The sequence below is a fragment of the Leucothrix arctica genome, from assembly GCF_003172895.1.
Taxonomy (GTDB): Bacteria; Pseudomonadota; Gammaproteobacteria; order Thiotrichales; family Thiotrichaceae; genus Leucothrix; species Leucothrix arctica.
Genome location: NZ_QGKL01000019.1, coordinates 56075 through 77612 on the forward strand (window position 1 = coordinate 56075; position 21538 = coordinate 77612).

Annotated in this window: 30 protein-coding genes; 5 read left to right on the top strand and 25 right to left on the bottom strand. The window is 42.5% G+C overall.

Features of this window, described 5'->3' with window-relative positions:
- From DKT75_RS06185 to DKT75_RS06195, 3 genes are all read left to right on the top strand, one after another.
- Nucleotides 1–1029: an ABC transporter substrate-binding protein gene (locus DKT75_RS06185; protein ID WP_109822552.1), complete on the top strand. Its 1029-nt coding sequence runs from the start codon at nt 1–3 to the stop codon at nt 1027–1029.
- Nucleotides 1030–1137: 108 nt separating this feature from the next.
- A complete protein-coding gene (locus DKT75_RS06190; protein ID WP_109822553.1) occupies nt 1138–2028 on the top strand; it encodes an ABC transporter permease in 891 nt (296 codons plus the stop codon).
- A 1-nt stretch (nt 2029) separates the two neighbouring features.
- Nucleotides 2030–3229 carry a quaternary amine ABC transporter ATP-binding protein gene (locus DKT75_RS06195; RefSeq protein WP_109822554.1) on the top strand — a complete coding sequence of 400 codons (1200 nt, stop codon included), beginning with the start codon at nt 2030–2032 and terminating at the stop codon, nt 3227–3229.
- A gap of 95 nt (nt 3230–3324) precedes the next feature.
- Here the strand turns inward: DKT75_RS06195 and DKT75_RS06200 are convergent, their stop codons facing one another.
- From DKT75_RS06200 to rimK, 6 genes are all read right to left on the bottom strand, one after another.
- Complete coding sequence (locus DKT75_RS06200) at nt 3325–3651, bottom strand: hypothetical protein (RefSeq protein ID WP_109822555.1); 327 nt, start codon at nt 3649–3651, stop codon at nt 3325–3327.
- 329 nt (nt 3652–3980) lie between these two features.
- On the bottom strand, nt 3981–4604 hold the full coding sequence (locus DKT75_RS06205; protein WP_109822556.1) for an HAD family hydrolase: 624 nt from the start codon (nt 4602–4604) through the stop codon (nt 3981–3983).
- A gap of 49 nt (nt 4605–4653) precedes the next feature.
- Nucleotides 4654–5283 (bottom strand): hypothetical protein, encoded by a 630-nt coding sequence (locus DKT75_RS06210; RefSeq protein WP_109822557.1) that lies wholly within the window; start codon nt 5281–5283, stop codon nt 4654–4656.
- 286 nt (nt 5284–5569) lie between these two features.
- Complete coding sequence (locus DKT75_RS06215; RefSeq protein WP_109822558.1) at nt 5570–6007, bottom strand: ATP-dependent zinc protease family protein; 438 nt, start codon at nt 6005–6007, stop codon at nt 5570–5572.
- Between the two features lies 1 nt (nt 6008).
- Nucleotides 6009–7037 carry a succinylglutamate desuccinylase/aspartoacylase family protein gene (locus DKT75_RS06220; RefSeq protein ID WP_211665224.1) on the bottom strand — a complete coding sequence of 343 codons (1029 nt, stop codon included), beginning with the start codon at nt 7035–7037 and terminating at the stop codon, nt 6009–6011.
- Between the two features lie 14 nt (nt 7038–7051).
- Complete coding sequence (rimK, locus tag DKT75_RS06225; protein ID WP_109822560.1) at nt 7052–7957, bottom strand: 30S ribosomal protein S6--L-glutamate ligase; 906 nt, start codon at nt 7955–7957, stop codon at nt 7052–7054.
- Nucleotides 7958–8083: 126 nt separating this feature from the next.
- Between rimK and DKT75_RS06230 the strand changes: the two genes are divergently transcribed.
- On the top strand, nt 8084–8932 hold the full coding sequence (locus DKT75_RS06230; protein ID WP_109822561.1) for a LysR family transcriptional regulator: 849 nt from the start codon (nt 8084–8086) through the stop codon (nt 8930–8932).
- Here DKT75_RS06230 and DKT75_RS06235 read toward each other — a convergent pair.
- From DKT75_RS06235 to DKT75_RS06275, 9 genes are all read right to left on the bottom strand, one after another.
- Nucleotides 8901–9278, bottom strand: a complete 378-nt coding sequence (locus tag DKT75_RS06235) for a hypothetical protein (protein ID WP_109822562.1) — start codon at nt 9276–9278, stop codon at nt 8901–8903. The genes DKT75_RS06230 and DKT75_RS06235 overlap by 32 nt on opposite strands.
- Before the next feature lie 50 nt (nt 9279–9328).
- Nucleotides 9329–9712, bottom strand: coding sequence for a ribbon-helix-helix domain-containing protein (locus DKT75_RS06240; protein WP_109822563.1), 384 nt, complete (start codon nt 9710–9712; stop codon nt 9329–9331).
- Nucleotides 9713–9729: 17 nt separating this feature from the next.
- Nucleotides 9730–10287: a DJ-1/PfpI family protein gene (locus DKT75_RS06245; protein ID WP_109822564.1), complete on the bottom strand. Its 558-nt coding sequence runs from the start codon at nt 10285–10287 to the stop codon at nt 9730–9732.
- Nucleotides 10288–10382: 95 nt separating this feature from the next.
- Nucleotides 10383–10691 carry a hypothetical protein gene (locus DKT75_RS06250; RefSeq protein WP_109822565.1) on the bottom strand — a complete coding sequence of 103 codons (309 nt, stop codon included), beginning with the start codon at nt 10689–10691 and terminating at the stop codon, nt 10383–10385.
- A gap of 79 nt (nt 10692–10770) precedes the next feature.
- On the bottom strand, nt 10771–11172 hold the full coding sequence (locus DKT75_RS06255; protein WP_109822566.1) for an NUDIX hydrolase: 402 nt from the start codon (nt 11170–11172) through the stop codon (nt 10771–10773).
- A 30-nt stretch (nt 11173–11202) separates the two neighbouring features.
- Entirely contained in the window at nt 11203–11550 is a 348-nt protein-coding gene (locus tag DKT75_RS06260; protein ID WP_109822567.1) for a hypothetical protein, read from the bottom strand.
- Nucleotides 11540–12547: an LLM class flavin-dependent oxidoreductase gene (locus tag DKT75_RS06265; protein WP_109822568.1), complete on the bottom strand. Its 1008-nt coding sequence runs from the start codon at nt 12545–12547 to the stop codon at nt 11540–11542. The genes DKT75_RS06260 and DKT75_RS06265 overlap by 11 nt, the downstream gene beginning before the upstream one ends.
- 82 nt (nt 12548–12629) lie before the next feature.
- Nucleotides 12630–14774 carry a catalase/peroxidase HPI gene (gene katG / locus DKT75_RS06270; protein ID WP_109822569.1) on the bottom strand — a complete coding sequence of 715 codons (2145 nt, stop codon included), beginning with the start codon at nt 14772–14774 and terminating at the stop codon, nt 12630–12632.
- A 154-nt stretch (nt 14775–14928) separates the two neighbouring features.
- Nucleotides 14929–15798 (bottom strand): STAS/SEC14 domain-containing protein, encoded by an 870-nt coding sequence (locus DKT75_RS06275; RefSeq protein ID WP_109822570.1) that lies wholly within the window; start codon nt 15796–15798, stop codon nt 14929–14931.
- Between the two features lie 275 nt (nt 15799–16073).
- Between DKT75_RS06275 and DKT75_RS06280 the strand changes: the two genes are divergently transcribed.
- On the top strand, nt 16074–16550 hold the full coding sequence (locus tag DKT75_RS06280) for an FKBP-type peptidyl-prolyl cis-trans isomerase (protein WP_245923112.1): 477 nt from the start codon (nt 16074–16076) through the stop codon (nt 16548–16550).
- Between the two features lie 52 nt (nt 16551–16602).
- Here the strand turns inward: DKT75_RS06280 and DKT75_RS06285 are convergent, their stop codons facing one another.
- The 10 genes from DKT75_RS06285 to DKT75_RS06320 form a co-directional block, all read right to left on the bottom strand.
- Nucleotides 16603–16893: a hypothetical protein gene (locus DKT75_RS06285; RefSeq protein ID WP_109822571.1), complete on the bottom strand. Its 291-nt coding sequence runs from the start codon at nt 16891–16893 to the stop codon at nt 16603–16605.
- 29 nt (nt 16894–16922) lie between these two features.
- Entirely contained in the window at nt 16923–17237 is a 315-nt protein-coding gene (locus tag DKT75_RS06290) for an HNH endonuclease (protein ID WP_109822572.1), read from the bottom strand.
- 130 nt (nt 17238–17367) lie between these two features.
- Nucleotides 17368–17607, bottom strand: a complete 240-nt coding sequence (locus tag DKT75_RS21955) for a hypothetical protein (RefSeq protein WP_211665225.1) — start codon at nt 17605–17607, stop codon at nt 17368–17370.
- 30 nt (nt 17608–17637) lie between these two features.
- Nucleotides 17638–18015: an ATP-binding protein gene (locus DKT75_RS21960; protein ID WP_211665226.1), complete on the bottom strand. Its 378-nt coding sequence runs from the start codon at nt 18013–18015 to the stop codon at nt 17638–17640.
- Nucleotides 17993–18412 carry an ATP-binding protein gene (locus DKT75_RS21965; RefSeq protein ID WP_211665230.1) on the bottom strand — a complete coding sequence of 140 codons (420 nt, stop codon included), beginning with the start codon at nt 18410–18412 and terminating at the stop codon, nt 17993–17995. Before DKT75_RS21965 ends, DKT75_RS21960 begins: the two co-directional genes overlap by 23 nt.
- Nucleotides 18413–18544: 132 nt before the next feature.
- On the bottom strand, nt 18545–18823 hold the full coding sequence (locus DKT75_RS06300) for an excisionase family DNA-binding protein (RefSeq protein WP_109822573.1): 279 nt from the start codon (nt 18821–18823) through the stop codon (nt 18545–18547).
- Between the two features lie 37 nt (nt 18824–18860).
- Entirely contained in the window at nt 18861–19259 is a 399-nt protein-coding gene (locus tag DKT75_RS06305) for a type II toxin-antitoxin system VapC family toxin (protein ID WP_109822574.1), read from the bottom strand.
- The gene (locus tag DKT75_RS06310; protein ID WP_109822575.1) at nt 19246–19500 is read right to left on the bottom strand and encodes an AbrB/MazE/SpoVT family DNA-binding domain-containing protein; all 255 of its coding nucleotides are present in this window, start codon (nt 19498–19500) and stop codon (nt 19246–19248) included. The genes DKT75_RS06305 and DKT75_RS06310 overlap by 14 nt, the downstream gene beginning before the upstream one ends.
- 209 nt (nt 19501–19709) lie before the next feature.
- On the bottom strand, nt 19710–20912 hold the full coding sequence (locus DKT75_RS06315) for a DEAD/DEAH box helicase family protein (RefSeq protein ID WP_211665231.1): 1203 nt from the start codon (nt 20910–20912) through the stop codon (nt 19710–19712).
- A gap of 363 nt (nt 20913–21275) precedes the next feature.
- The gene (locus DKT75_RS06320) at nt 21276–21527 is read right to left on the bottom strand and encodes a DUF5062 family protein (protein WP_211665232.1); all 252 of its coding nucleotides are present in this window, start codon (nt 21525–21527) and stop codon (nt 21276–21278) included.
- Between the last annotated feature and the right edge of the window lie 11 nt (nt 21528–21538).

A 21538-nucleotide genomic window follows, 5' to 3' on the forward strand; every position in this document is an offset into this window, starting at 1 on the left:
ATGCGAAATAAGCTTTTACTTTCGATTTCACTAATTTCAATGCTTTCTTTTTCTGGTGCATACGCAGCAGACACTGAAAAGAAAACAGCTACAGAATGTGGTGATGTAACGATTGCTGAAATGAACTGGAAGTCCGCTTCTTTAACTGCTCATATCGATAAATTCATTTTGACTAACGGTTACGACTGTAAAGTTGAAATGGTTCCTGGTGGAACTGAAGCAATCGGTACATCTATGGTTGAGAAAGGCGAACCAGACATCGCACCTGAGCTTTGGGCTAACGCGATGAAAGAAGCTATCGACAAAGGTGTTGCTGAAAAACGTCTTCGCTACGCAGGTAAGTCTCTATCTGACGGGGGTGAGGAAGGTTTTTGGGTTCCAAAGTACATGGTCGATGAAAACCCTAAGATGGCAACTATCGAAGGTGTTATCGAAAACGCTAAGCTATTCACTCATCCAGAAGACAAAAGTAAGTCAGCATTTTATGGCTGCCCTGCTGGTTGGAACTGTGAAATCTCAAGCGGTCACTTATTTAAAGCGCTTAAGCTAGGTGATGCTAACTTTGATCTAGTTGATCCCGGTTCTGCTGCTGGCTTAGACGGTTCTATCGCAAGAGCATTTGAGCGTAAAATTCCTTGGTTCGGTTACTACTGGGCACCGACAGCTATCTTGGGTAAGTACGAGATGGTCAAAGTTGACTTCGGTTCTGGCATAGATAAAGAAGAATTCTTAAACTGTACTTCTTCTAAAGATTGTAAAGACCCTAAAGTAACAATGTACCCACCATCTTTGGTTACTACTGTTACTACTGAAGGCTTCGCAATACGTGCACCAGAAGCATTTGACTACCTTAGCAAGCGTTCATTCACTAATGCTGACATGAACGTTGTACTAGCTTGGATGGAAGAGAACCAGGCAGATGGTGAAGTTGCAATGGAGCACTACCTAGAAGAAAATGAAGCGGCTTGGACTGCTTGGGTTTCTGAAGATGTTGCTACAAAAGTAAAGAAAGCACTTAAAGCACTTTAAGTAACAATGAGAGCCGGTGATTATTCACCGGCTTTTTTGTTTCTAAATTTTGGTCTTTTCAATCACTGAATTAGACACCTATATATACCTCTAAGGATTACGTTTCATATGGCTGAAAAATCTTGGCTTACTGACTTCCCTCAAATGGATCGCGATGATCTTGTTGCTATTAGAAAATCCTTAGACGGCACCTACCGCGATTTTTCTCGTGAATATGGTGAAATGATAGAAGGGTTCTTCGACCCTCTCCTACAGTTTCTAGTTGCGTTTGAAAAGCTACTCGTCAACTCACCTTGGTGGGCTGTCCTAATCGCTATTATCGGACTTGTGTATTTGGTGAGTCGTTCTTGGAAACTAAGCGTCGGTATTACTGTTGCTATGTGCGCAGTCGGTTACTTTGGTATGTGGGAAGACACAATGCGTACCCTGAGTATTATTACCGTCTCCACCCTAACCTCTATTGTATTAGGTATCCCCATCGGCATACTGATGGCGCGGTCAAACCGAGTACAATCGATCGTGACCCCCACTCTGGATATCATGCAAACCATGCCCGCGTTCGTTTATCTCGTTCCAGTGGTTATGCTATTAGGTATCGGAAAAATTCCGGGCCTGATCGCTGTTGTTATCTATGCGATTGCCCCAGTTATTCGCCTAACCAATCTTGGTATTCGAATGGTTGACTCAGAAGTACTGGAAGCCGCTACTGCTTACGGTGCTACACCTTTTCAACGCTTGATACGTGTACAGCTTCCACTGTCTTTGCCTAATATTATGGCGGGTGTTAACCAAACGATTATGATGGCACTGTCTATGGTAGTTATCGCGTCGATGATCGGTGTTAAAGGTCTTGGCCAGCCGGTACTTAAGTCGATTACAAACCAGTACTTCACAATGGGTCTACTGAATGGTCTAGCCATTGTTGTTTTGGCTATTATGTTTGACAGAACGTCGCAGGCTTATGCAAAACGTACTAACAACCGAGTGAGCAGCCACTAACATGACTCAAGCAACTGAAGTAAAACCACTGATTCGTGTTAAAAACCTTTACCAGCTTTTTGGTAAGGATGCTAAAAAACACATACACCTTGTCCATGAAGGTAAGAGCAAAGACGAGATCTTGGCGCAAACTGGCCACACGCTAGGGCTTAAAGATATCAACCTTGAGATCAACAAAGGCGAGACTTTTGTGATCATGGGCTTATCTGGCTCGGGTAAATCAACATTGATTCGTCACTTCAATCGTTTGATCGATCCTACTGAAGGCAGTATTTTAATTGATGATGATCAGGATATTTTGACACTATCAACTAAAGAACTGCAGCACCTAAGACGTAAACGTATGTCTATGGTGTTTCAGCGCTTTGGCCTAATGCCTCACCGCACGGTACTTGAGAACAGTGCTTACGGCCTGTCCGTACAAGGCGTAAGCAAAGCTGAACGCAACAAGAAAGCGACAGAATGGTTAGAGATCGTTGGCCTTAAAGGCTACGAGAAACAGTACCCGTCACAGCTATCGGGTGGTCAGCAGCAGCGTGTTGGCTTAGCGCGAGCATTTTGTACCGATGCTGACATTCTACTAATGGATGAGGCTTTCTCAGCACTTGACCCCCTGATTCGAAGCGAGATGCAAGATCAGCTGGTAGAGCTACAAGAGACGTTGAATAAGACCATTATATTCATCACTCATGACTTGGACGAGGCGCTACGCCTTGGTGATCGAATTGCTATATTGAAAGATGGTGAGCTGATTCAAGTCGGTACGCCAGAGAAGATCTTACTTGAGCCAGCAACAGACTATGTTGAAGCGTTCGTTAAAGACGTTAACCGTGCACGTGCATTAACCGTAGAAACGGTTATGAAGCCTGCAAAGCATCGTATTACTGAAGAGTCTATTGCTGGTGCATTGGCTCAGATGAGAAAGATGCCTGAAGATTATGGTTACTACTTTAATGATGATGGTTATCAGGGTGTCATTCTTCAAGAGACCCTTGAAGCAGCAACTAAAGATGGTAATACGGGTAACGTTAGTGATGAGTTTATGGAAGATATCGACAACATCTCACCTAGCGACATTTTAGAGTCGGTTATTCCTGAAACGTTGAATACTGACTACCCACTTCCGGTAGTTGATGACAAGGGCAAGCTACAAGGCCAGTTATCTCAGTCTAGTGTTGCGGATGTTTTATCTAATCCGTAAGTGATGTTTGGGCAGTAATAATTTGTTCGTTGCTGCCCTACTCATCAAAAAAAGCCCGCAACTGCGGGCTTTTTTATACCTTTATTTTTAACAGCTTAACTGGTTTGTTTGATGCTGTGCAAAGTAACTTGAGGGTCATTACCCACACTGTGCATAACCTTTCTGGCATGTAGGTCTAACTGAATATTTACATTGCGCGAGCTATCTTGCAGGTAAATAGACCAGTCATCTCGGGTTATTTCTTTGTAGGAGGAAATATTTTCCCCTTGTTCATTTTTTTCAATCCAGACTTGGTTTCTGGTTTCTCGAAAGGTCCCACTTTCAGTACGCACCAAATTGACATTTTGGCCAGTGACTATCTCAGTACTGGCAGGAAAGTAGATCGTACCGAAAAAAGCGTAATTTGCAGGAAAAGCATTCATAATGTTTACCTCAATAGTTTGATTTCAGTGATCAGCGTTGTTGGCTGATATGTCCATATTACGAGGCAGCAGAATTCAGCCACAGAAAAGTAATAAGGCTCTAGTAAAGGTAACATACCGCAAGTTACATCTTCATTTAATTAAGACATTTAATATTTAAATATTTATAAAATAGTATATTAATACAACAAAAAAAACATTAATAGTAATTTATCCCCTATTATCTATAATTAACCTGAACACACTCTTAAACTGAGTAAAAAGGTTGCTGAATGAAATGATCAAGCTATTTAGTGTGACTTCAGTATCCAAGTAATTAACGACCTGGATCAAGCAACAATACTTAGCAATTCCGAAAATGAAGTAATCATAGTGACGTCTGAGTGCTGAGTAGCACGCCCATGAAGGTTATAAAATATAGGTCGCATATTTGCTGCCTTAGCCGCAGAAATCCCTGTATCACTGTCTTCTACAACGATGCATTGATCAGGCGAGTAGCCTTCTGTAGCTGCTGCATGAAGAAATAACGTTGGGTCAGGTTTCCAAGCATTCACATCGTATGCACTATAAATACGGTCATCGAAATAACCCGACAGTCCACAACTTTCAAGAGACCGCGAGGTTTTAGCTTTAGGTGCGTTGGATGCGATACAACTATGGTTTTTTAACTGCTCGAGAACATCAGCCACTTCAGGGTTAACCGTGATCAAAGAGCCTGACAACTCAGTCTCACGCTGTCGAAACTGATCGACGATATCAGCAGGTAATTGTAGATTATAACGTTTACCAATATCAGCAATAATGAAGGCTAGCTTCATACCACGGTATTGATTGAGTATTTGCTTGGGAGATATAGCGGTCGTTTGAATGACATCATGAATAGCTTGAGCAACACAGTGTTCGCTATCAACCAAGGTGCCATCCATATCAAAAATAACAATTTTCTTATTCATGCAAAAACCTAGTGTGGTGAATGACTATTCTCATAGACGAATCACCACTCTACCAAACTTTCCACCATTTTTTTTCACTAGGTAAACAAGCTATCAAAGGAGCGGTATCAACATCATCTATTTTAAAGTTAGTCCACTCAGCGGGTGAGTTTTGGTAAACCTCAACGCCTAAACCCAGCTTATGGTTATATAGATCCATATCATCTGCTCCAAAGACATAACACTCTTCTTCACCAGCCTCAGAAATATCAGTGCCAATTTTGTCTGCTTCAAAGTCAAACTTCACACCCGAATCAATGGAAATCTCTCCGTCACCAAACTCAATTTCTCTTAACAGCTCACCCTTGTCGTGACACAACCAAGACCCTGCGGAGGCTGTACTCTGATAGATATTGACGATAACGATTCCGTTAATTTTTTCAGAAAGAATAGCGGATAGTTTTTTCATTTTATTAAAACTATTGAAATGTATTTCTGTTGTTTTATAGGTAGCTTGAGTACACGAAAAAATCGATGGGTGTTCAACACCCACTAAAAAGCTGTCACGTTCGATCTGAGTGAGAGCTTGGCCTGTAACATTGATGGTGAACTCATGATCCATGTCGAATAGAGTTTCTTCTAAAAAAGTGACGATATCATCTTCTTTAGCTTTTACGCAGATCTTACATACCGTTGACATAAGGTAAGTCCCAATAGTTTAAGCTGAGGATATTTCCACCACTTACTACTAAGTTAAGTGATGTCCTAAGAATAATTTGGGCTTTGTAAAAGGCGACTAAGTTCGCGTCAACCCTACCCATAAAACCCTATTCATGAAAAGCTGGATACTATCATTACAATATGACTTAATCAGGAAGGTGTAAGTAAAGCTTTGTAAAGGCTTAAACTTTTAACTGTCACGCTAGTCGCGCTATATTTAGATAATTAAAAATGCCACGGCAAGCACACCACCAATGCATTGAGACCTACTTACTTTTCCCCAAAAATACCTTAGATGGATCAACCAAAAACTGCGAGCCTAGTGCTTCTCGACCAAACAACATCAAATTACTCATATCCGAGCGATCGGTCAGCGTAATCTCAATAGACCACTCAAGGTCACTAAGTACTACTAGCGTTTCAATCACATAACGCTGCTCAGTCTCACCATTAGACGACTTTACCTTTCTAATATCGCTAATAGGCGCTTGGCAATTAATAACCGTCTCGACATTGTGAACATCAGGATGAAGGTCAAAGCTCACAAATGGCTTCCCATCCTTCACTGTTTTAACAATATTATCTGCATGTAAAGACGATGTTTTAGCGCCCGTATCAACACGTACCTGTAAATCTGAAATATTAAGTGCAGGCAAGCCAATTGACTCTAATCGCCCAATGATTATTTTATCTTTAGATTTCATATTAAGACCTATTATCACCCGCATCAGGCAACAGTAACTCCTGAACGTTTTCTATATGCTCTGCGATCTCTTGATCACTTTCATCAAAATACGCAATATGGAACATCGCTTCCCCTTCTTGAACAAGAGGAATGTTTTGTTTACCGATCAATATACCTGAACGTGATGCAATCACTGAATCAAGCACCTCACCATACGGGCTGCCAATTTCAGCTAGCACCTGCCCTTTCGTAATTTGATCACCCAAGTCCACGATATTATTCACAATACCACTGGCGTTAGCTCTCACCCACTGACTGCCGTTAGCAATAAAAGGCGTTCTCTTTTTCTTAGCGGTACTTTTTCTCTTCATGCCAAGGTGCTGCAAGATATTAACAATCCCCTTCATACCCGCTCGAATAGAAAACTCATCAAAACGTAATGCTTCACCTGCTTCATACAGCAAGATTTTTGTTTCATTCTTCACCGCTGACTCTCTCAGTGAGCCATCAACAAGATTAGAATTTAACACTACTGGTACACCAAAAATCTCAGCCAATTCCTTAGTCTCAGAACAGGACATATCTGCTCTGATCTGAGGTAGGTTGGAGCGATGAATCGCACCAGTATGCAAATCAATACCGTAATCACAGTGCTTCACAATTTCATTCAAGAAAATATGAGCCACCCGCCCCGCTAAAGAACCTTTAGCGGAGCCAGGGAAGCAACGATTTAAATCACGTCGGTCTGGCATATAACGACTTTGATTAACCACGCCATAAACATTCACCATTGGCACTGCAATAAGCGTACCGTTAGAAATTTTCAGCTTATTTTGGCTAATCAATCGTCTAATAATCTCAATACCGTTGAGCTCATCACCATGAACCGCAGCACTAATAAAAATAGTAGGCCCCGGCTTTTTAGCACGAATAATATGAACAGGGAGAGACACCTCAGCATCTGTGTACAACTTCGCTACAGGTAGCTCAATTTTTCTTTGTTCCCCCGGTAATATTTCAAACTCACCAATACGTAAAATGTCCATCATTCAATATCCTGTTATTAACCTGTACCGCGAGTTTTTGTGCTGTGTGGCTTTGCATTCTTTTCTAAGAACTCAAACACCATTTTAGCCACATCTTTACCCGTCGCTTTTTCAATACCTTCCAAGCCTGGAGAAGAGTTAACTTCCATCACCATCGGACCATTTTGCGAGCGAAGTAAGTCTACACCACATAAATTTAGCCCCATGATTTTAGCAGCATTAACCGCTGTTTCACGCTCTTCTTTAGACAACTTAACAACTTCTGCAGAACCACCACGATGTAGGTTTGAACGGAACTCACCTTCAGCACCTTGACGCTTCATCGCAGCAACAACCTTACCGCCAATAACTAAACAACGAATGTCTGCACCACCTGCTTCTTTAACAAACTCTTGAACCAAGATATTCGCCTTTAAGCCCATAAATGCTTCGATGATTGCCTCTGCTGACTTAGCAGTATCAGCCAATACCACACCGATACCTTGAGTACCTTCTAATAGCTTGATAACGACCGGCGCACCACCTACATTCTTAATCAAGTCTTTAACGTTGTCAGACTTACTAGCGAAACCCGTACGTGGCAAACCAATACCTTTTCGAGACAACAACTGCAACGAACGAAGCTTGTCACGTGAGCGACTGATTGCCACAGACTCGTTGATATTAAACGTACCCATCATCTCAAACTGACGTGCAACGGCAGTACCGTAGAAAGTCACTGACGCGCCAATACGAGGAATGATTGCATCGTACTCAGGTAGTTCTTTACCGTGGTAACGTACTGTTGGACGACTACTTGTGATGTCCATGTAGCAACGTAATGTATCGATAATATCAACTTCATGACCCATTGCTTCACCTGCTTCTTTCAAACGGCGAGTGGAGTAAAGGTTCTTGTTTCTAGATAAAATTGCGATTTTCATAACTGCGTCCTTGTTGGGGTAGTGGAAGATTTGCGCGCAGTGTATAGTCGAGATCATGATCAGTAAAACGCTATATTTCGTTAAGTTTGATAGAATTAATCGATTAGACTACCTTAAGGATTTTTGATGAAAATTGAGCTATTGCAAACCTTTTTGGAAGTGAGCAGGACACTGCATTTTCGTCATGCGGCTGAAAATCTATTTATTACACAATCAGCAATCAGTTCGAGAATTAAGCTATTAGAAGAAGACCTTGGCGTACTTCTATTCGACCGTAGCAAGAAGCATCTCAAGATCACTCCCGAAGGCCATCGCCTAATCAAGCATGCCAACGAGATGCTACTCGTCTGGCAAAAAGCCAAGATGGATGTTGGGATGGCCGACCACGATTCACATCAGTTAGTGATCGGTTCAATCATGTCTATCTGGGATATTGTGTTGCAGGACTGGCTGAAGAAGATTCATCGCAATTACGATGATATTAGCCTATTTACCAATACCTACTCGCCTATCGAGTTACGCAAGAGCGTATTGAGTCGAGTGATTGACGTGGCGTTCCTGTTTGACCCACCCTTTGTAGAAGACTTAATCACCGAGAAAGTAGCGACCGTACCGCTGCAATTGGTCACAACGGACGAGAAGCTGGCGTCGACGCTATCGTCGCAAGATAACTACATTATGGTGGATTATGGGGAATCAATAAATGCGCAATATAGACGTGACTTTCAGAGTGAAGTCGCGTCAAAACACTATATTAGCCAACCCCGCATAGCGCTAAACTTCCTGCTAGATGCGGGGGGGAGTGCTTACTTGCCTCGACAAATGTCGTTTGAATATATCCAAAGTGGTAAGCTGTTTGTCGTAGAAAATGCACCAAAATACGAACGGGAAGTGTTTGCCGCGTACCTTGAGAAAAGTCATAAGGTGGAGCTGATAGAGCGGACTATTCAGCTGTTTCCTCATGTAGCGGTTTAATCTTAACAATCTTAGTCAATTTCAACTTTTTCTCAAGCCCAGTGAAGCTTTTCGGTAGTTTAGCAATGATTTTTTCGACCTCCGATAAGTCAGATATCCCTTGATGGGACCTAAACTCATCGCTGTCCTTTATCTTGATCGGCATATCAATCGTGACAAGATCAAATTCATCGACAATAAACTGAATGGTTTGACCTTCGCTATCCACTAAACCAAAAAAATCATCTTTTTCTACCAACACCAGTCGTGCAATTTTAGATGCGGCATACGGATTAACAACGATATAGTCAGGGGCAGATACATCTTCGTCCGTTCCGTAATTGCAGTAAAAACAATTCAATTTCATACCGTACCTCTCACATCTTTAAGGAGTCATTAATGAGTGTAAATCCGCTGTTAGTTTAGCACTCTATCAGAACTAGATTGACGCCTAACGCGTGTTTGCTTCTCGTTGTCTAGAATCGCCTGCGACTCTAACCCAGACAGTGGCACTCTATGATCACGTATAATCTCACCATCTGCGATTAACGACAAATAGCGAGAACAACATACTCTTAAAAAAGATGTAAAATTACCAATATCATGATCAGCATCCAATGACTCAAGGTATAACTTAGTAATCATTTGGTTGACGGTCATGTGGTCGCGACCTGCCATTTCTTCCAATGTTTCCCAGAAAAACTCTTCTAAGCGAATTGACGTTACTACACCCTCTATTCGTAACGATTTAGTTCGACTCGTCCAAAGGTAACTGTCTGCATTGATAAAAAGTTGACACATAACGACTCCATAATTGATTAAAACAAAGCAACAAATTGTCTAAGCATAGCAGGATGAGCAGGCCATGCGGGAGCTGTCACTAGATTTCCATCAGTCACAGCGCCATCCATTGGCAAAACGACATAGATTCCACCCGCCATTGTTACTTCAGGTTCACACGCTGGGTATGCTGATACTTTCTTACCTTCAATCACTTTTGCCGCAGTCAATAACTGTGCACCATGACAAACTGCCGCAATAGGTTTGTTATGAATTGAAAAGTGCTGAATAAGCTCGATCACTGCGGAGTTTAAGCGAAGGTACTCAGGCGCACGACCACCGGGGATATACAGTGCGTCGTAATCATCAACTAAAATATCATCAAATGTAGCGTTTAATACAAACTTATGACCTGGTTTTTCAGTGTAAGTCTGGTCGCCTTCAAAGTCATGAATGGCTGTTGAAATAGTATCGCCCGTTTTTTTGTCTGGGCAGACTGCATCAACATCATGACCCATCGCAAGCAAGGCTTGAAACGGCACCATGTTTTCGTAGTCTTCAACAAAGTCACCCGTAATCATTAATACTCTAGCCATGTTCCTCTCCTTGTCAGTAAAACTATTCCTAGTAAATAGTAAAACATAGACGAAGATTCACTGGGTATTAGTGGGCTACTACTCGACTAATATAATCACTTCTTACCGATATAAAACAAAATTTCGGCACGCTTCGGGTGATCTTTAACCCAAGCCTTTATATCGTCCAACCTTGCCATATCCGTCTCTCCAAAAATCGTAGTGAAGCGATCTTTTAGGATATTGGCACTGACTTCTTTGCGCACTTTACGCTGCCATGAATCGGTAAATACTGACGGGATTTTCTTCGATAGCTTGAGTGACTTAAGCAACTCCCATTCCCCACCATCCACCCATGCTTCATCACAACTACTACAAAGATCTAGACGATTTTTACTGTGTCCAGAAATCTTGTATTTAGTCATCAGTTTCGAACACTTAGGACATGACATAGCCGCAAAACTATCTGAGTCTGGTTACTTATCGTCAACGTAGTATAACAACTTACACCATCAACCCTTCCGCTTTGAGCCACTCCATTGCCTTAATTGATCCTAGCGAGCAACGGTGTCTATCTTCAAAAGCAATAAATGCGATCTCTTCAATCTCAGCATCGGCTACAAGTTCGCCAGTATAGTCAGCGTAATAGCAGGTCAGCTTAACGTCGATATCCGTATTTTTCCCATCCGCAGGTGCTTTAAACGTTTCAGCATATGTAATGGTATCGGTAACCAGATCTACCGTTATTTCTTCTTGAATTTCACGCACCAGTGCTTGCTCATCAGTTTCACCCTGCTCTCGCTTACCACCGGGAATATAAAACAATGTTTTATCTTTTGAACGCGCAGTCAGTAATTTGCCATCACGAACATACAACCACGCTAACTTATCTATTTCCTTTTTCACAAAAACGCCCTTTTATAAATATGTGGTTTGTTATAGTTCGTTAAACTCAGCGACATCACTATAAATAACCTCCCATTCGCAGGCTGACATTTCAGCATACAAGTCAGTACTTGGAGATAATTTGCTATACAACTTAGGTTGATCAACCTTCATTCGCTCAAACAGCACTTGTTCAGACTTCTTAATCTTGTCCTTCGTAACGGCCAATAATTTTTCAGTGGATACTGCGATACCAAAAGCACTAAAACCCGAAGCACAATACAGCGTAAAGGCGTAGAGACCGTCCTTGTGCAGTGTGTCTTTAACCTCGTTATATTTGTTCTCTAACCCAGCCGCAAGACACTCTACAAACTGAACTTTAACTTGTTCAATGTTCATGACATGCAGCCGCCGCAATACTCAAAGACTTCAATCGACTTTGTGTATCGTGAATATCACATGCCAACATAAACTCATCCGCACCGGTCAAATCCAACAAATTCTGCAACCCTTTACGCACCGTCTCTGGACCACCAATTACCGCTGCTGCTAAAAAATCATCAATAGCCGCTTTGGCTTGTGGCGGGATACTCTCTGCAAAATTTTCCACCGGCTTAGGCAGTGAACCTAACTGTCCCGTCAATAAATCAAGAATTCGCTGGTATGTACTGCTGGCTAAAAACTCGGCTTCTTCATCAGTATCAGCCGCAATCAACGGTACACCAATAATCACATAAGGCTTGGCTAAGGTAGCCGAAGGTTTAAATGACTTACGATATAGCTCTACCGCTTGAAGCAACATACGCGGTGCAAAGTGTGAGCCAAAGGCATAAGGAAGACCACGCTCTGCGGCCAACTGAGCGGAAAACAAACTACTGCCCAATAACCAAATCGGAACATTCGTCCCTGCACCCGGCATTGCAATAATGCTCTGCCCTGGTTTTGGCTCTGCAAGTAGCTGCTTTAACTCACTCACTTCACGAGGAAAGTCTGCGTCCGTTTCTACTTTGTTACGACGCAACGCGCGCATCGTATTCTGATCTGTTCCCGGTGCACGCCCAAGTCCTAGGTCAATACGGTCAGGATATAGCTCTGCCAATGTACCAAAGGCCTCAGCCACCACTAAAGGCGCGTGATTCGGAAGCATGATGCCGCCCGAGCCAACCCTCATGGTGTTAGTTTTGCTGGCAATATGCCCCACCAAAACAGCCGTTGCTGAGCTAGCAATACCGCGCATATTATGGTGTTCAGCTAACCAATAACGTTTGAAACCAATGCTCTCTGCATGTTGGGCTGTTTCTACACTCACTTGTAACGCTTGAGCCACAGTGCCACCTTCACGAATGGTGACTAGGTCCAACATAGACAGCGATGTATTTGATAATGAATTTGCCATGCGTTACTCCAACCAAGACCAAAAAAAAATCCCCACACTGTATTAACAGTATGGGGACATTTGAGCGTTTAACTAGAGCGGTTTATGCTAGATCAAAACGATCCGCATTCATCACCTTAGTCCATGCTGCAACAAAGTCTTTTACAAACTTTTCTTTGTTGTCGTCTTGCGCATAAATCTCAGCGTAAGCACGTAGGATTGAGTTAGAACCAAACACTAGATCAACACGTGATGCAGTGAACTTAACTGCGCCAGTGGCACGATCACGGATCTCATAAACACCCTTACCAGAAGGAACCCATGAATAGCTCATGTCCGTTAGATTAACGAAGAAATCGTTAGTTAACGCGCCTTCGTTTTCAGTGAATACACCCAACTTAGTGCCACCGTGGTTAGTACCGATAACTCGCATACCACCAACAAGAGCCGTCATCTCAGGTGCTGTTAGGCCCATCAACTGTGTACGGTCAAGTAGCAACTCTTCAGCACTTACTGAGTAGTCAGCTTTCAACCAGTTACGGAAACCGTCATGAATAGGTTCAAGTACTTCAAATGCGTCAAAGTCAGTCATCTCAGCAGTCGCGTCACCACGACCAGGCGCGAATGGTACCGTTACGTCAACACCAGCCGCTTTTGCAGCCTGCTCGATACCCACACTACCTGCTAGTACGATAACGTCTGCAACACTTGCACCCGCATCTGCCGCAATAACTTCTAGTACAGCAAGTACCTTCGCAAAACGTGCTGGCTCGTTACCTTCCCACTGACTTAGTGGCGCAAGGCGAATACGTGCACCGTTAGCGCCACCACGGTTATCAGAACCACGGAACGTTCTAGCGCTATCCCATGCTGTTGTTACCATTTCACTCGTCGTTAAGCCACTGGCAGCGATCTTCGCTTTAACAGCATCAACATCGTAGCTAGTGCTTCCAGCACCGGTAGGATCTTGCCAAATCAAATCTTCTTGAGGCGCATCAGGACCGATATAACGAACCTTAGGACCTAAGTCACGGTGAGTTAGTTTGAACCAAGCGCGAGCAAATACTTCAGAGAAATAAGCAGGATCTGCATAGAACTTCTCAGAGATCTTACGGTAAGCAGGGTCAACCTTCATCGCCATGTCCGCATCAGTCATGATCGGGTTAAGACGCGTCGTCATGTCTTCAACATCAACTGGCTTCTTATCTTCCGCAATCTCAACTGGCTCGTACTGCCATGCTCCTGCTGGGCTCTTCTTAAGCTCCCAATCAAGGTTTAATAGTAGGTCAAAGTAACCGTTATCCCACTCAATTGGGTTTGTTGTCCAAGCACCTTCAATACCACTAGACACTGTGTCACGACCGTTATTACCCATCCAGCCAAAACCTTGCTCGGCTATATCAGCACCTTCAGGAACAGCACCCAGTGCTTTAGCGTCACCATTACCGTGACACTTACCAACCGTGTGACCACCTGCTGCCAATGCAACTGTTTCTTCGTCGTTCATCGCCATACGTTCAAACGTTACACGAATGTCGTTAGCTGTTTTTTGTGGGTCAGGGTTACCGTCAACCCCTTCTGGGTTTACATAGATAAGACCCATCATTACTGCTGCTAATGGATTTTCTAGGTCACGCTCACCAGAGTAACGACTACCTTCTCCACCACTTGGTGCTAGCCATTCCTTCTCAGAACCCCAATAAATATCTTTCTCTGGGTGCCAAATGTCTTCACGACCAAACGAGAAACCAAATGTCTTCAAGCCCATTGACTCATAAGCCAAAGTTCCGGCATACGCTAAAATGTCAGCCCAGCTTACTTTGTTACCGTATTTCTTTTTGATAGGCCAAAGGATACGACGTGCTTTATCAAGGTTAACATTGTCAGGCCAGCTGTTTAGCGGCGCAAAACGTTGGTTACCTGTGCTAGCACCACCACGACCATCAGCCGTACGGTAAGTACCTGCTGCATGCCATGACATACGAACCATTAGAGGACCATAGTGTCCCCAGTCAGCAGGCCACCATGGCTTGCTGTCAGTCAGAATTGCGATCATGTCTTTCTTAAACGCTTCAACGTCTAAGCTTTTTACTGTTTCACGGTAATCAAAGTCTTCACCCATTGGATTAGTCTTTGTATCGTGCTGGTGCAAAATATCTAGGTTAAGTGACTTAGGCCACCATTCCATGTTTGACATACTGCTTTCTGTTGCACCACCGTGCATGACTGGACACTTACCACTAGACATATTTGAATCTCCTAAATGTGTTGAAAGGACGTTGCTAGCTACTCAACGTCCTAAGGTGTGACTACTATTAACTATACGGCGCTATTTGTGAAACAGTTGCCTTGTATCGTTACAATAGACCTTATCTATCAAGGTAAGTATTGTGATAGATAAATCATTTATCTGTCGTGAACGAAGCGCTATTTACCGGAACAATTAACACATCACAACGACTATGGTTTTGAACATAGTGCGTGGTAGAACCCATTAGCTTGTTTAAGCCCTTCTTTTTCTTCGCCCACATGATCACTAAATCAGACCGGTGTGCTTCAAGAAAAGAAACGATGCCAGAGTCTGTATTACCTGAAATCACTTTAGTTTTTAGTGCAAAGTCAGTCTCTAGCTCACTCACAAATAATTTCATCTGTGCTTCAGCGGCGTCGATATGATGCTGGCTTTGCTTCTCAACGATGTCTTCACCAATGAGTGAACTACCAATCGCATCACCGTATAGTGCCAATGCACTGTCTTCTTGAACAACATTTAATAACGTCAATGTCGCGTCGTAGTTACCTGCCATTTCGATGGCACGCTTACAGGCATGTGCTGAATACTTAGAAAAATCGACTGCAACTACAATATGTTGATAAGGCAGTAATTTGTCAGCCGCCACCTCGACGTCTTCTTTATTACGAAGCCAGTCCCATGCATCTTGCAGGTTTTCACGGTTAAAATAACGAACTTCGCCTGGCGCTATGAATGGTTTAGCAAACCAAGCCATCCAGTGCTCCCACGACTTATCACCAACAAGCGCAATACGCTCAAAGCTGGTTGAGTGCTCCATACCAAACTTGTAGTCATCCTTTGCTGCCGCCAGATCCCAACCTCTAAAATTTTCAAACTCGAATAAAATGGAGACCTTTTCAAACTCATTAATTTGCGCTTCTAATTTTGGTAAAAAGTTCTGATAATCTTCATGACTTAACCTACCTGAAGCACGAACCGCAATGGTGTTGTCGTCAAATACAGGGATAAATTGCAACATACTAATACTTCCTTAAATCGTTAATAATTAGAGAGCGTTGTTATCTGAACAACGATGTAGTTTAACTACATATTGAACCTATTATTCGATATGTGTAACTGTTAGCGTCTATTGCAGCGATAGACATTTCCTATCAAACTTGAGGTCATCTAAAACTTATATAAAGGATTACAAGCACTTCATGTGGCTCGCATTGGCATGGTATCGACTACCTAATCAGGGCATAATATTGCACATTCTAAAATCATTATAGTTATCTAAAACAGGGGAAAACCATGGGTTTAAAAGGACTTCGTTCAACTACAGCGCTTATCTCAGTAGCCGTTTTACTAACTGCTTGCGGTGGTAATGGAAGCAATGACACTAAGTCAATGGAAGCGGCTGCACTGGCGGCCACTCAAGCTGACGTTAGCTTTCAAAAGATTGATACTGTTGTCGGTACGGGCGCTACAGCTACGGCTGGTCAAACAGTAACAGTACATTACACCGGTTGGTTGTATGACACGTCTGCGCCTGAGAACAAGGGTAAGAAATTTGATAGCTCGGTTGATCGCGGTCAGCCGTTTGTATTCCCATTGGGAGCTGGCAAAGTGATTAAGGGCTGGGAAAATGGTTTTTCAGGGATGAAAGTTGGCGGTAAACGTACGCTAATCATTCCATCTGAAATGGGCTATGGTTCACGTGGTGCGGGAAGCTCTATCCCAGGTAATGCGACGTTGTTATTTGATGTTGAGATGCTAGGCGTTAAGTAACACCCAGATCTATGGAGCTGCACACTGTGTACGCTCCATTTTTTGCCGCTTGTTAGCGCCTGCTAACATTGGTGGCAAAGGTTGTGCCGTAAAAGACATGTGCTGCTAGTAAGCAAAGCCCCAGAGTGCCTATAGAGGTTGATGTCGCCCATAAAAGATATATGGCATACACGTGACCGATGACAAGTACAAACCAGAGGATGAGTCCAATATCGCCTAGCAGCTTGCTATGCGTCTCTCTGAAGTTACTGATCCCAAAACCCCAAGCTAGGAACGTCCACATGATTAGCCAACCAATGACCATGGTGAAAAATAGGTTTGTGAAGATTTCAGACCAGGGCATTTAGGCTACCTTTGATGGGTTAACGTAAGTTATTGACCTTTTAAAATAGCCTTTTTAATAATTGTTGCAACTGTTTTTGATGAAATATTGCGATCTTGGCAGTATTTTGATTTTAACCAAACAGACAATGGCTTTTGCCCTTTACTCTGCTTACAGCCCCAACAACATATTGCAATATTATCACTGCTTAACATATCTGCACCCTTACTAATCTTACCCAAGCTAGCACATGAGTATTTAGACTCTTTCACAGGGGTAAATTCGGTACGACAGTAGACGCAGACTTTGTCTCTAGCCCTGAGTTCCTGCTCTAGCGCATCAGGAATATTCCAAGTATTTGCCATGATTGTTCCGCCTTAGGCCTAAAGGTAGTTAATACATTAAATACGTAACAACCTATGGTGTCTAAAACACATACTTTGAAAGTAGCATTGTTGCAAAAAGGTAAATAAGCGTTGAGTCGTCACATTATTCTCAACCATGACCTTCGGGGCTTGAAAGCAGCCATCGCCACAAAGGAACAATATCAATACGCTTGCCGTCGATTTCAATCTGCTCATGGCGATGCTGGGTCACTAGCTCTGCCCTATCCAGCTTCATGTATTTCATTGCTTCCAGCAAACCATTAATTTCACGATCATAAGTCTTAGTCCCTTCAATATTCACACTCACATTAACTAAGCGAGCCTGAGTACCGGGCACATAAAAATCCACCTCCTGAACTTCCTTATAGTAATAAACCTCTCAATGATGACGGCGTAACTGTAAGAAAACCACGTTTTCATAAAGCTTACTAAAATCACTGGACAGCGAGGTATCCAGAAGTGTTTTAAAGCCATTGTCTATCGCATAAATTTTGCGAGGCTTGCGCTGCTCTTCTGGCGCTGAATTTCTAAAAATGGGCACTGAAAACAACGCGTAGGCATCTTCAAGATAGGTAAAGTATTGATAAAGCGTGTCTTTACTAATCTTATGCCCTAAGCCTTTGTACTCATTGAACAGTTTATTGATGCTGGCCGGCATACCAATATTACTCAGTGAATACTTGATCAGGTGTCGCAGTAAGTGCGTGTTCTTAATGTCATATCGTTCGATTAGGTCACGATAGATAATTAAATCCAAATAGTCGCGCCAGATGCGTTAACGTACGACCTCTTAAGCTAGTCGCAATCTCTTTGCTTAACAGACGTGAAGAAGAGCCTGTCACAAAAACACGGACATTCAAGGTGTCATGAATACGGCGTATATAGCGCTCCCAGTTTGGAATATTTTGTACTTCATCCAGAAACAAATATACCTGCTCATCACGCTTATCGGGGTAAACCACGTTATGCGGATCGACTGTTTTTCTCAGTTCATTGATTAAGCCGTAGCATAAATGTGTCTTACCGCAACGACGTACACCAATGAGGGAGACTATTTTTGGGCTGTCTAATGGGATTTTATAATCGCGCTCCACAACTGATTTTGGTTTAGTTTCTTGGAAGTCGGTGATTAAGCGCTGAAACAATGCTTTCATTGCTTCCTCCCAGAGAAGGAAAGAAAGGCAAATTATAGACTTTTAGGAAGAGAAAGATTAGCCTCCAGCTAACCCTCTTATGCATCTTACCGTCAGTCGAAGATCCCTTATTGCTAAGTGGCGCGGGACAATTTATTCGTACCCCATGCCAAGCTCTTGAGCTTGATCAGCCAGCTCCTCCAACACTTTAAGCCGAGACTGATCTTCCTGCTTTTTATAGCCGATTACATCTTTAATTTTAACCACTACAAGGCTTTCAGCACCTACCCTACGAAATGGAATTTCACCCTTACTCAACAACTCGTCGAGATACGGCTGACTAACATTTAAGAAATCAGCCGCCTGTTGAGTGCTTTGATAGTGCTCAATTTTTTGGGCAGTTGGAAATTGAACCACATTTGAACGAGCCATACCCTTTCCCTTCTAAAGCTTATAAATAACCTTTGAATCAAGCACTCAATATAACTTTGAACTCAGGCGTTAGATTCAACTTGTTAGCAGCCTTACAAAAAGCGGTATCAAATGTATGTAAAACACTATCTCCACAAATGCACAGATGAATAGCATCAGCGAAATCTGCACCTAAGCGATACCAACTTAAAGATAGCTCAACCTCATGAGCGTTTTCTATTGTGAGATTTTCAGTCAGTGCCGCTTGTTCAAAAAAATCGGCAATATCTGAACGCGCTAGTTTATAAACAGAACGTAGTACCCACTCAGTCTCTAGTAGCACCGTGCGAGAAACAAACACCTCATTTTCCATCAGTAGCTTTTCAGCAATATCAGCTTGTTGCTGATCATCGTTTGTTGCAATACGGACGAATAAGTTTGTATCAAAAGCGATCATTGCTGTACTCCACTGGCTTACAAAGTTGCTCAGTAGGAATAGCCTCACCACTATATTTAAGAAAACCTCGCAGTGATTTAACGGGTTGCTTTTTTGCCTGAGTTTTCGTGCGAAGCATGACGCCTTGCTCTGTCATAACTAGCATCAATTCCACACCATTACCCCAATGTAGATCATCTCTGACCTCTTTTGGAATCACTATTTGTCCCTTGCTGGACACTTTAACTGTTGCTAATTTCATACACAAACCCTTAAGTAAGTCAAAATGTAAGCTTTCATGATGAAGCTAAATATAACTATAAATCCTCTATGATTAATTATCAATTAAAGACTTACTTTTCGTCTTACTTTTTTAAACGGCTATGTAATCTCACATTTTGATATTATGAAATCAAACATTGGTCTAAAAACTTCAAATGCTTCGGGTGGTAAACTGGGAACAACTTCTTTTTAAAAAGAGGTTTTATCTCCATCGAATTTAACTTGCTCACCACCAGGTGATGGCTCAGTTTTAAAGTATGTACCCTGATTCACAGCGCCATAAAATAAATATTCTATTGCACAATTGGAGCTTCCCCAAAAAGTTGTTTTGATCTGGTAGTCTCTATAAACTTGACGGTGAATCACATCATTTTTTGGGATTGGTAACATAAAGGCATAAGACGTATCACCATCTTTATTTTCCCACTTTTTGAGCATTCCGGCATCAGGGTCGTCTTGCAAAGTATCCCCATTTAAGCGATTCCAATGGTTATAAGCTTGATCAAAATCAAACAATGAAAAAATAGGACGCCCACTCATTTCAGCATGAATACGTTTATCTTTTTCTTCAGGCCCCGTGAGTCCCTGATATAAACCGAGATAGATCTCATAGGCTGGGTCTATTTTGCGGTTCTTGATTTTGGTCATGACTGAGCCAAACGGCTTGAAGTCATTCACCTGTGTTTGGTCGGCGAGTATGTTTCTATCGACTAAGAATAAAACACGTTTAACGCGCTTGGCTTTCCATAAGCGCCAGATAATCTGGAACGTGGTGTAGGTTTTGCCAGTGCCTGTAGCCATAACGAGCAGTAGACGTTTCTCTCCCTTTGACACTTTCTCTATCACGCGATTGATCGCTTCGGCCTGATAGTAACGAGGTTCTTTGCCCGACCCATCATCAAAGTAAGGCTGAGTGACCAGCGATTCGTGTTCGTCTTCAATGCCACGATAACTTTTGTATCGCTCCCATAGTATTTCTGGGGACGGGAACTCATCCATTGAAAGCTCAATTTCAATATTTTCACTTTGCAATGGGAATTTATTGTGTGAGGCAAAACCATCGCCATTGGAGCTGTAAACACTAGGTACTTCAAGAATATCGGCATAGCCCAGTGCTTGTTGCATACCGTCGCTAATGGTCTTGTTATTTTCTTTGGCTTCCACAACGGCAACGGGCACGCCTTTCTCTTTTTGCAGCACGTAGTCAGCGAATTTTTTCTTCTTTTTATTTCGAGACGATAAGTTACCTCGGACAATCACTGGGCCTGGAGTTAGTGTCACTTCTCGTCTAATTTGAGTCATTTCATCCCAGCCAGCTTTAACTAAAGCGGGAGTGATGAACTTGGCTTTGATGTCAGATTCACTGAGTGTTTTCTTTTCCTTACTGTCCATTTACGCTTCCCTATTTAGCCAGTTGGACTTTGAATGATGTTATATATAAAACATCAATTTTGAGTAGTGTTGTGCAATATAACACCCAAACAGACAACAAGGGAGTGGCTGGATAACAATAGTAGGTGCGGGTATCGTTTCATTCTTGCTGAGCTGTTGCTGTCTTTGACTTGAACTGTAACAACGTATTCTGCTTGCTAGAACTAGCCAAAAAGCCAATTAGTGTTGGCTTAACCAAAAAAAAGCCATGAACGAGTCATGGCTTTTTTCTAACTATCTGCTATCAATGGCATAAACTAGGGTCACTAACTCAACCATCTGAAGTATCAATTGGACATATGTCTAACTAAGGCTCCAATAACGCTATTTAAGCTTCGATGCCCAAATAGCAATACGATGTTTCATGCTTAGCTGAGAGATCTGATCTTGTGGCAACGGCTGTATGATTTTATCATGTACCAACAACCGATATATGTACTCTATTTTGTCGGCAGCAGAGTCAGTGGGTTCAAACTCAACCACCCCTCTTTCTTCCCCGTACTTCATTCCCTCAAGTATTGCCTTTTTCACCATCTCTTTTTCATTTTTCATTTTTTTCATAGTTAGATTGGCCATTGATTAATGTC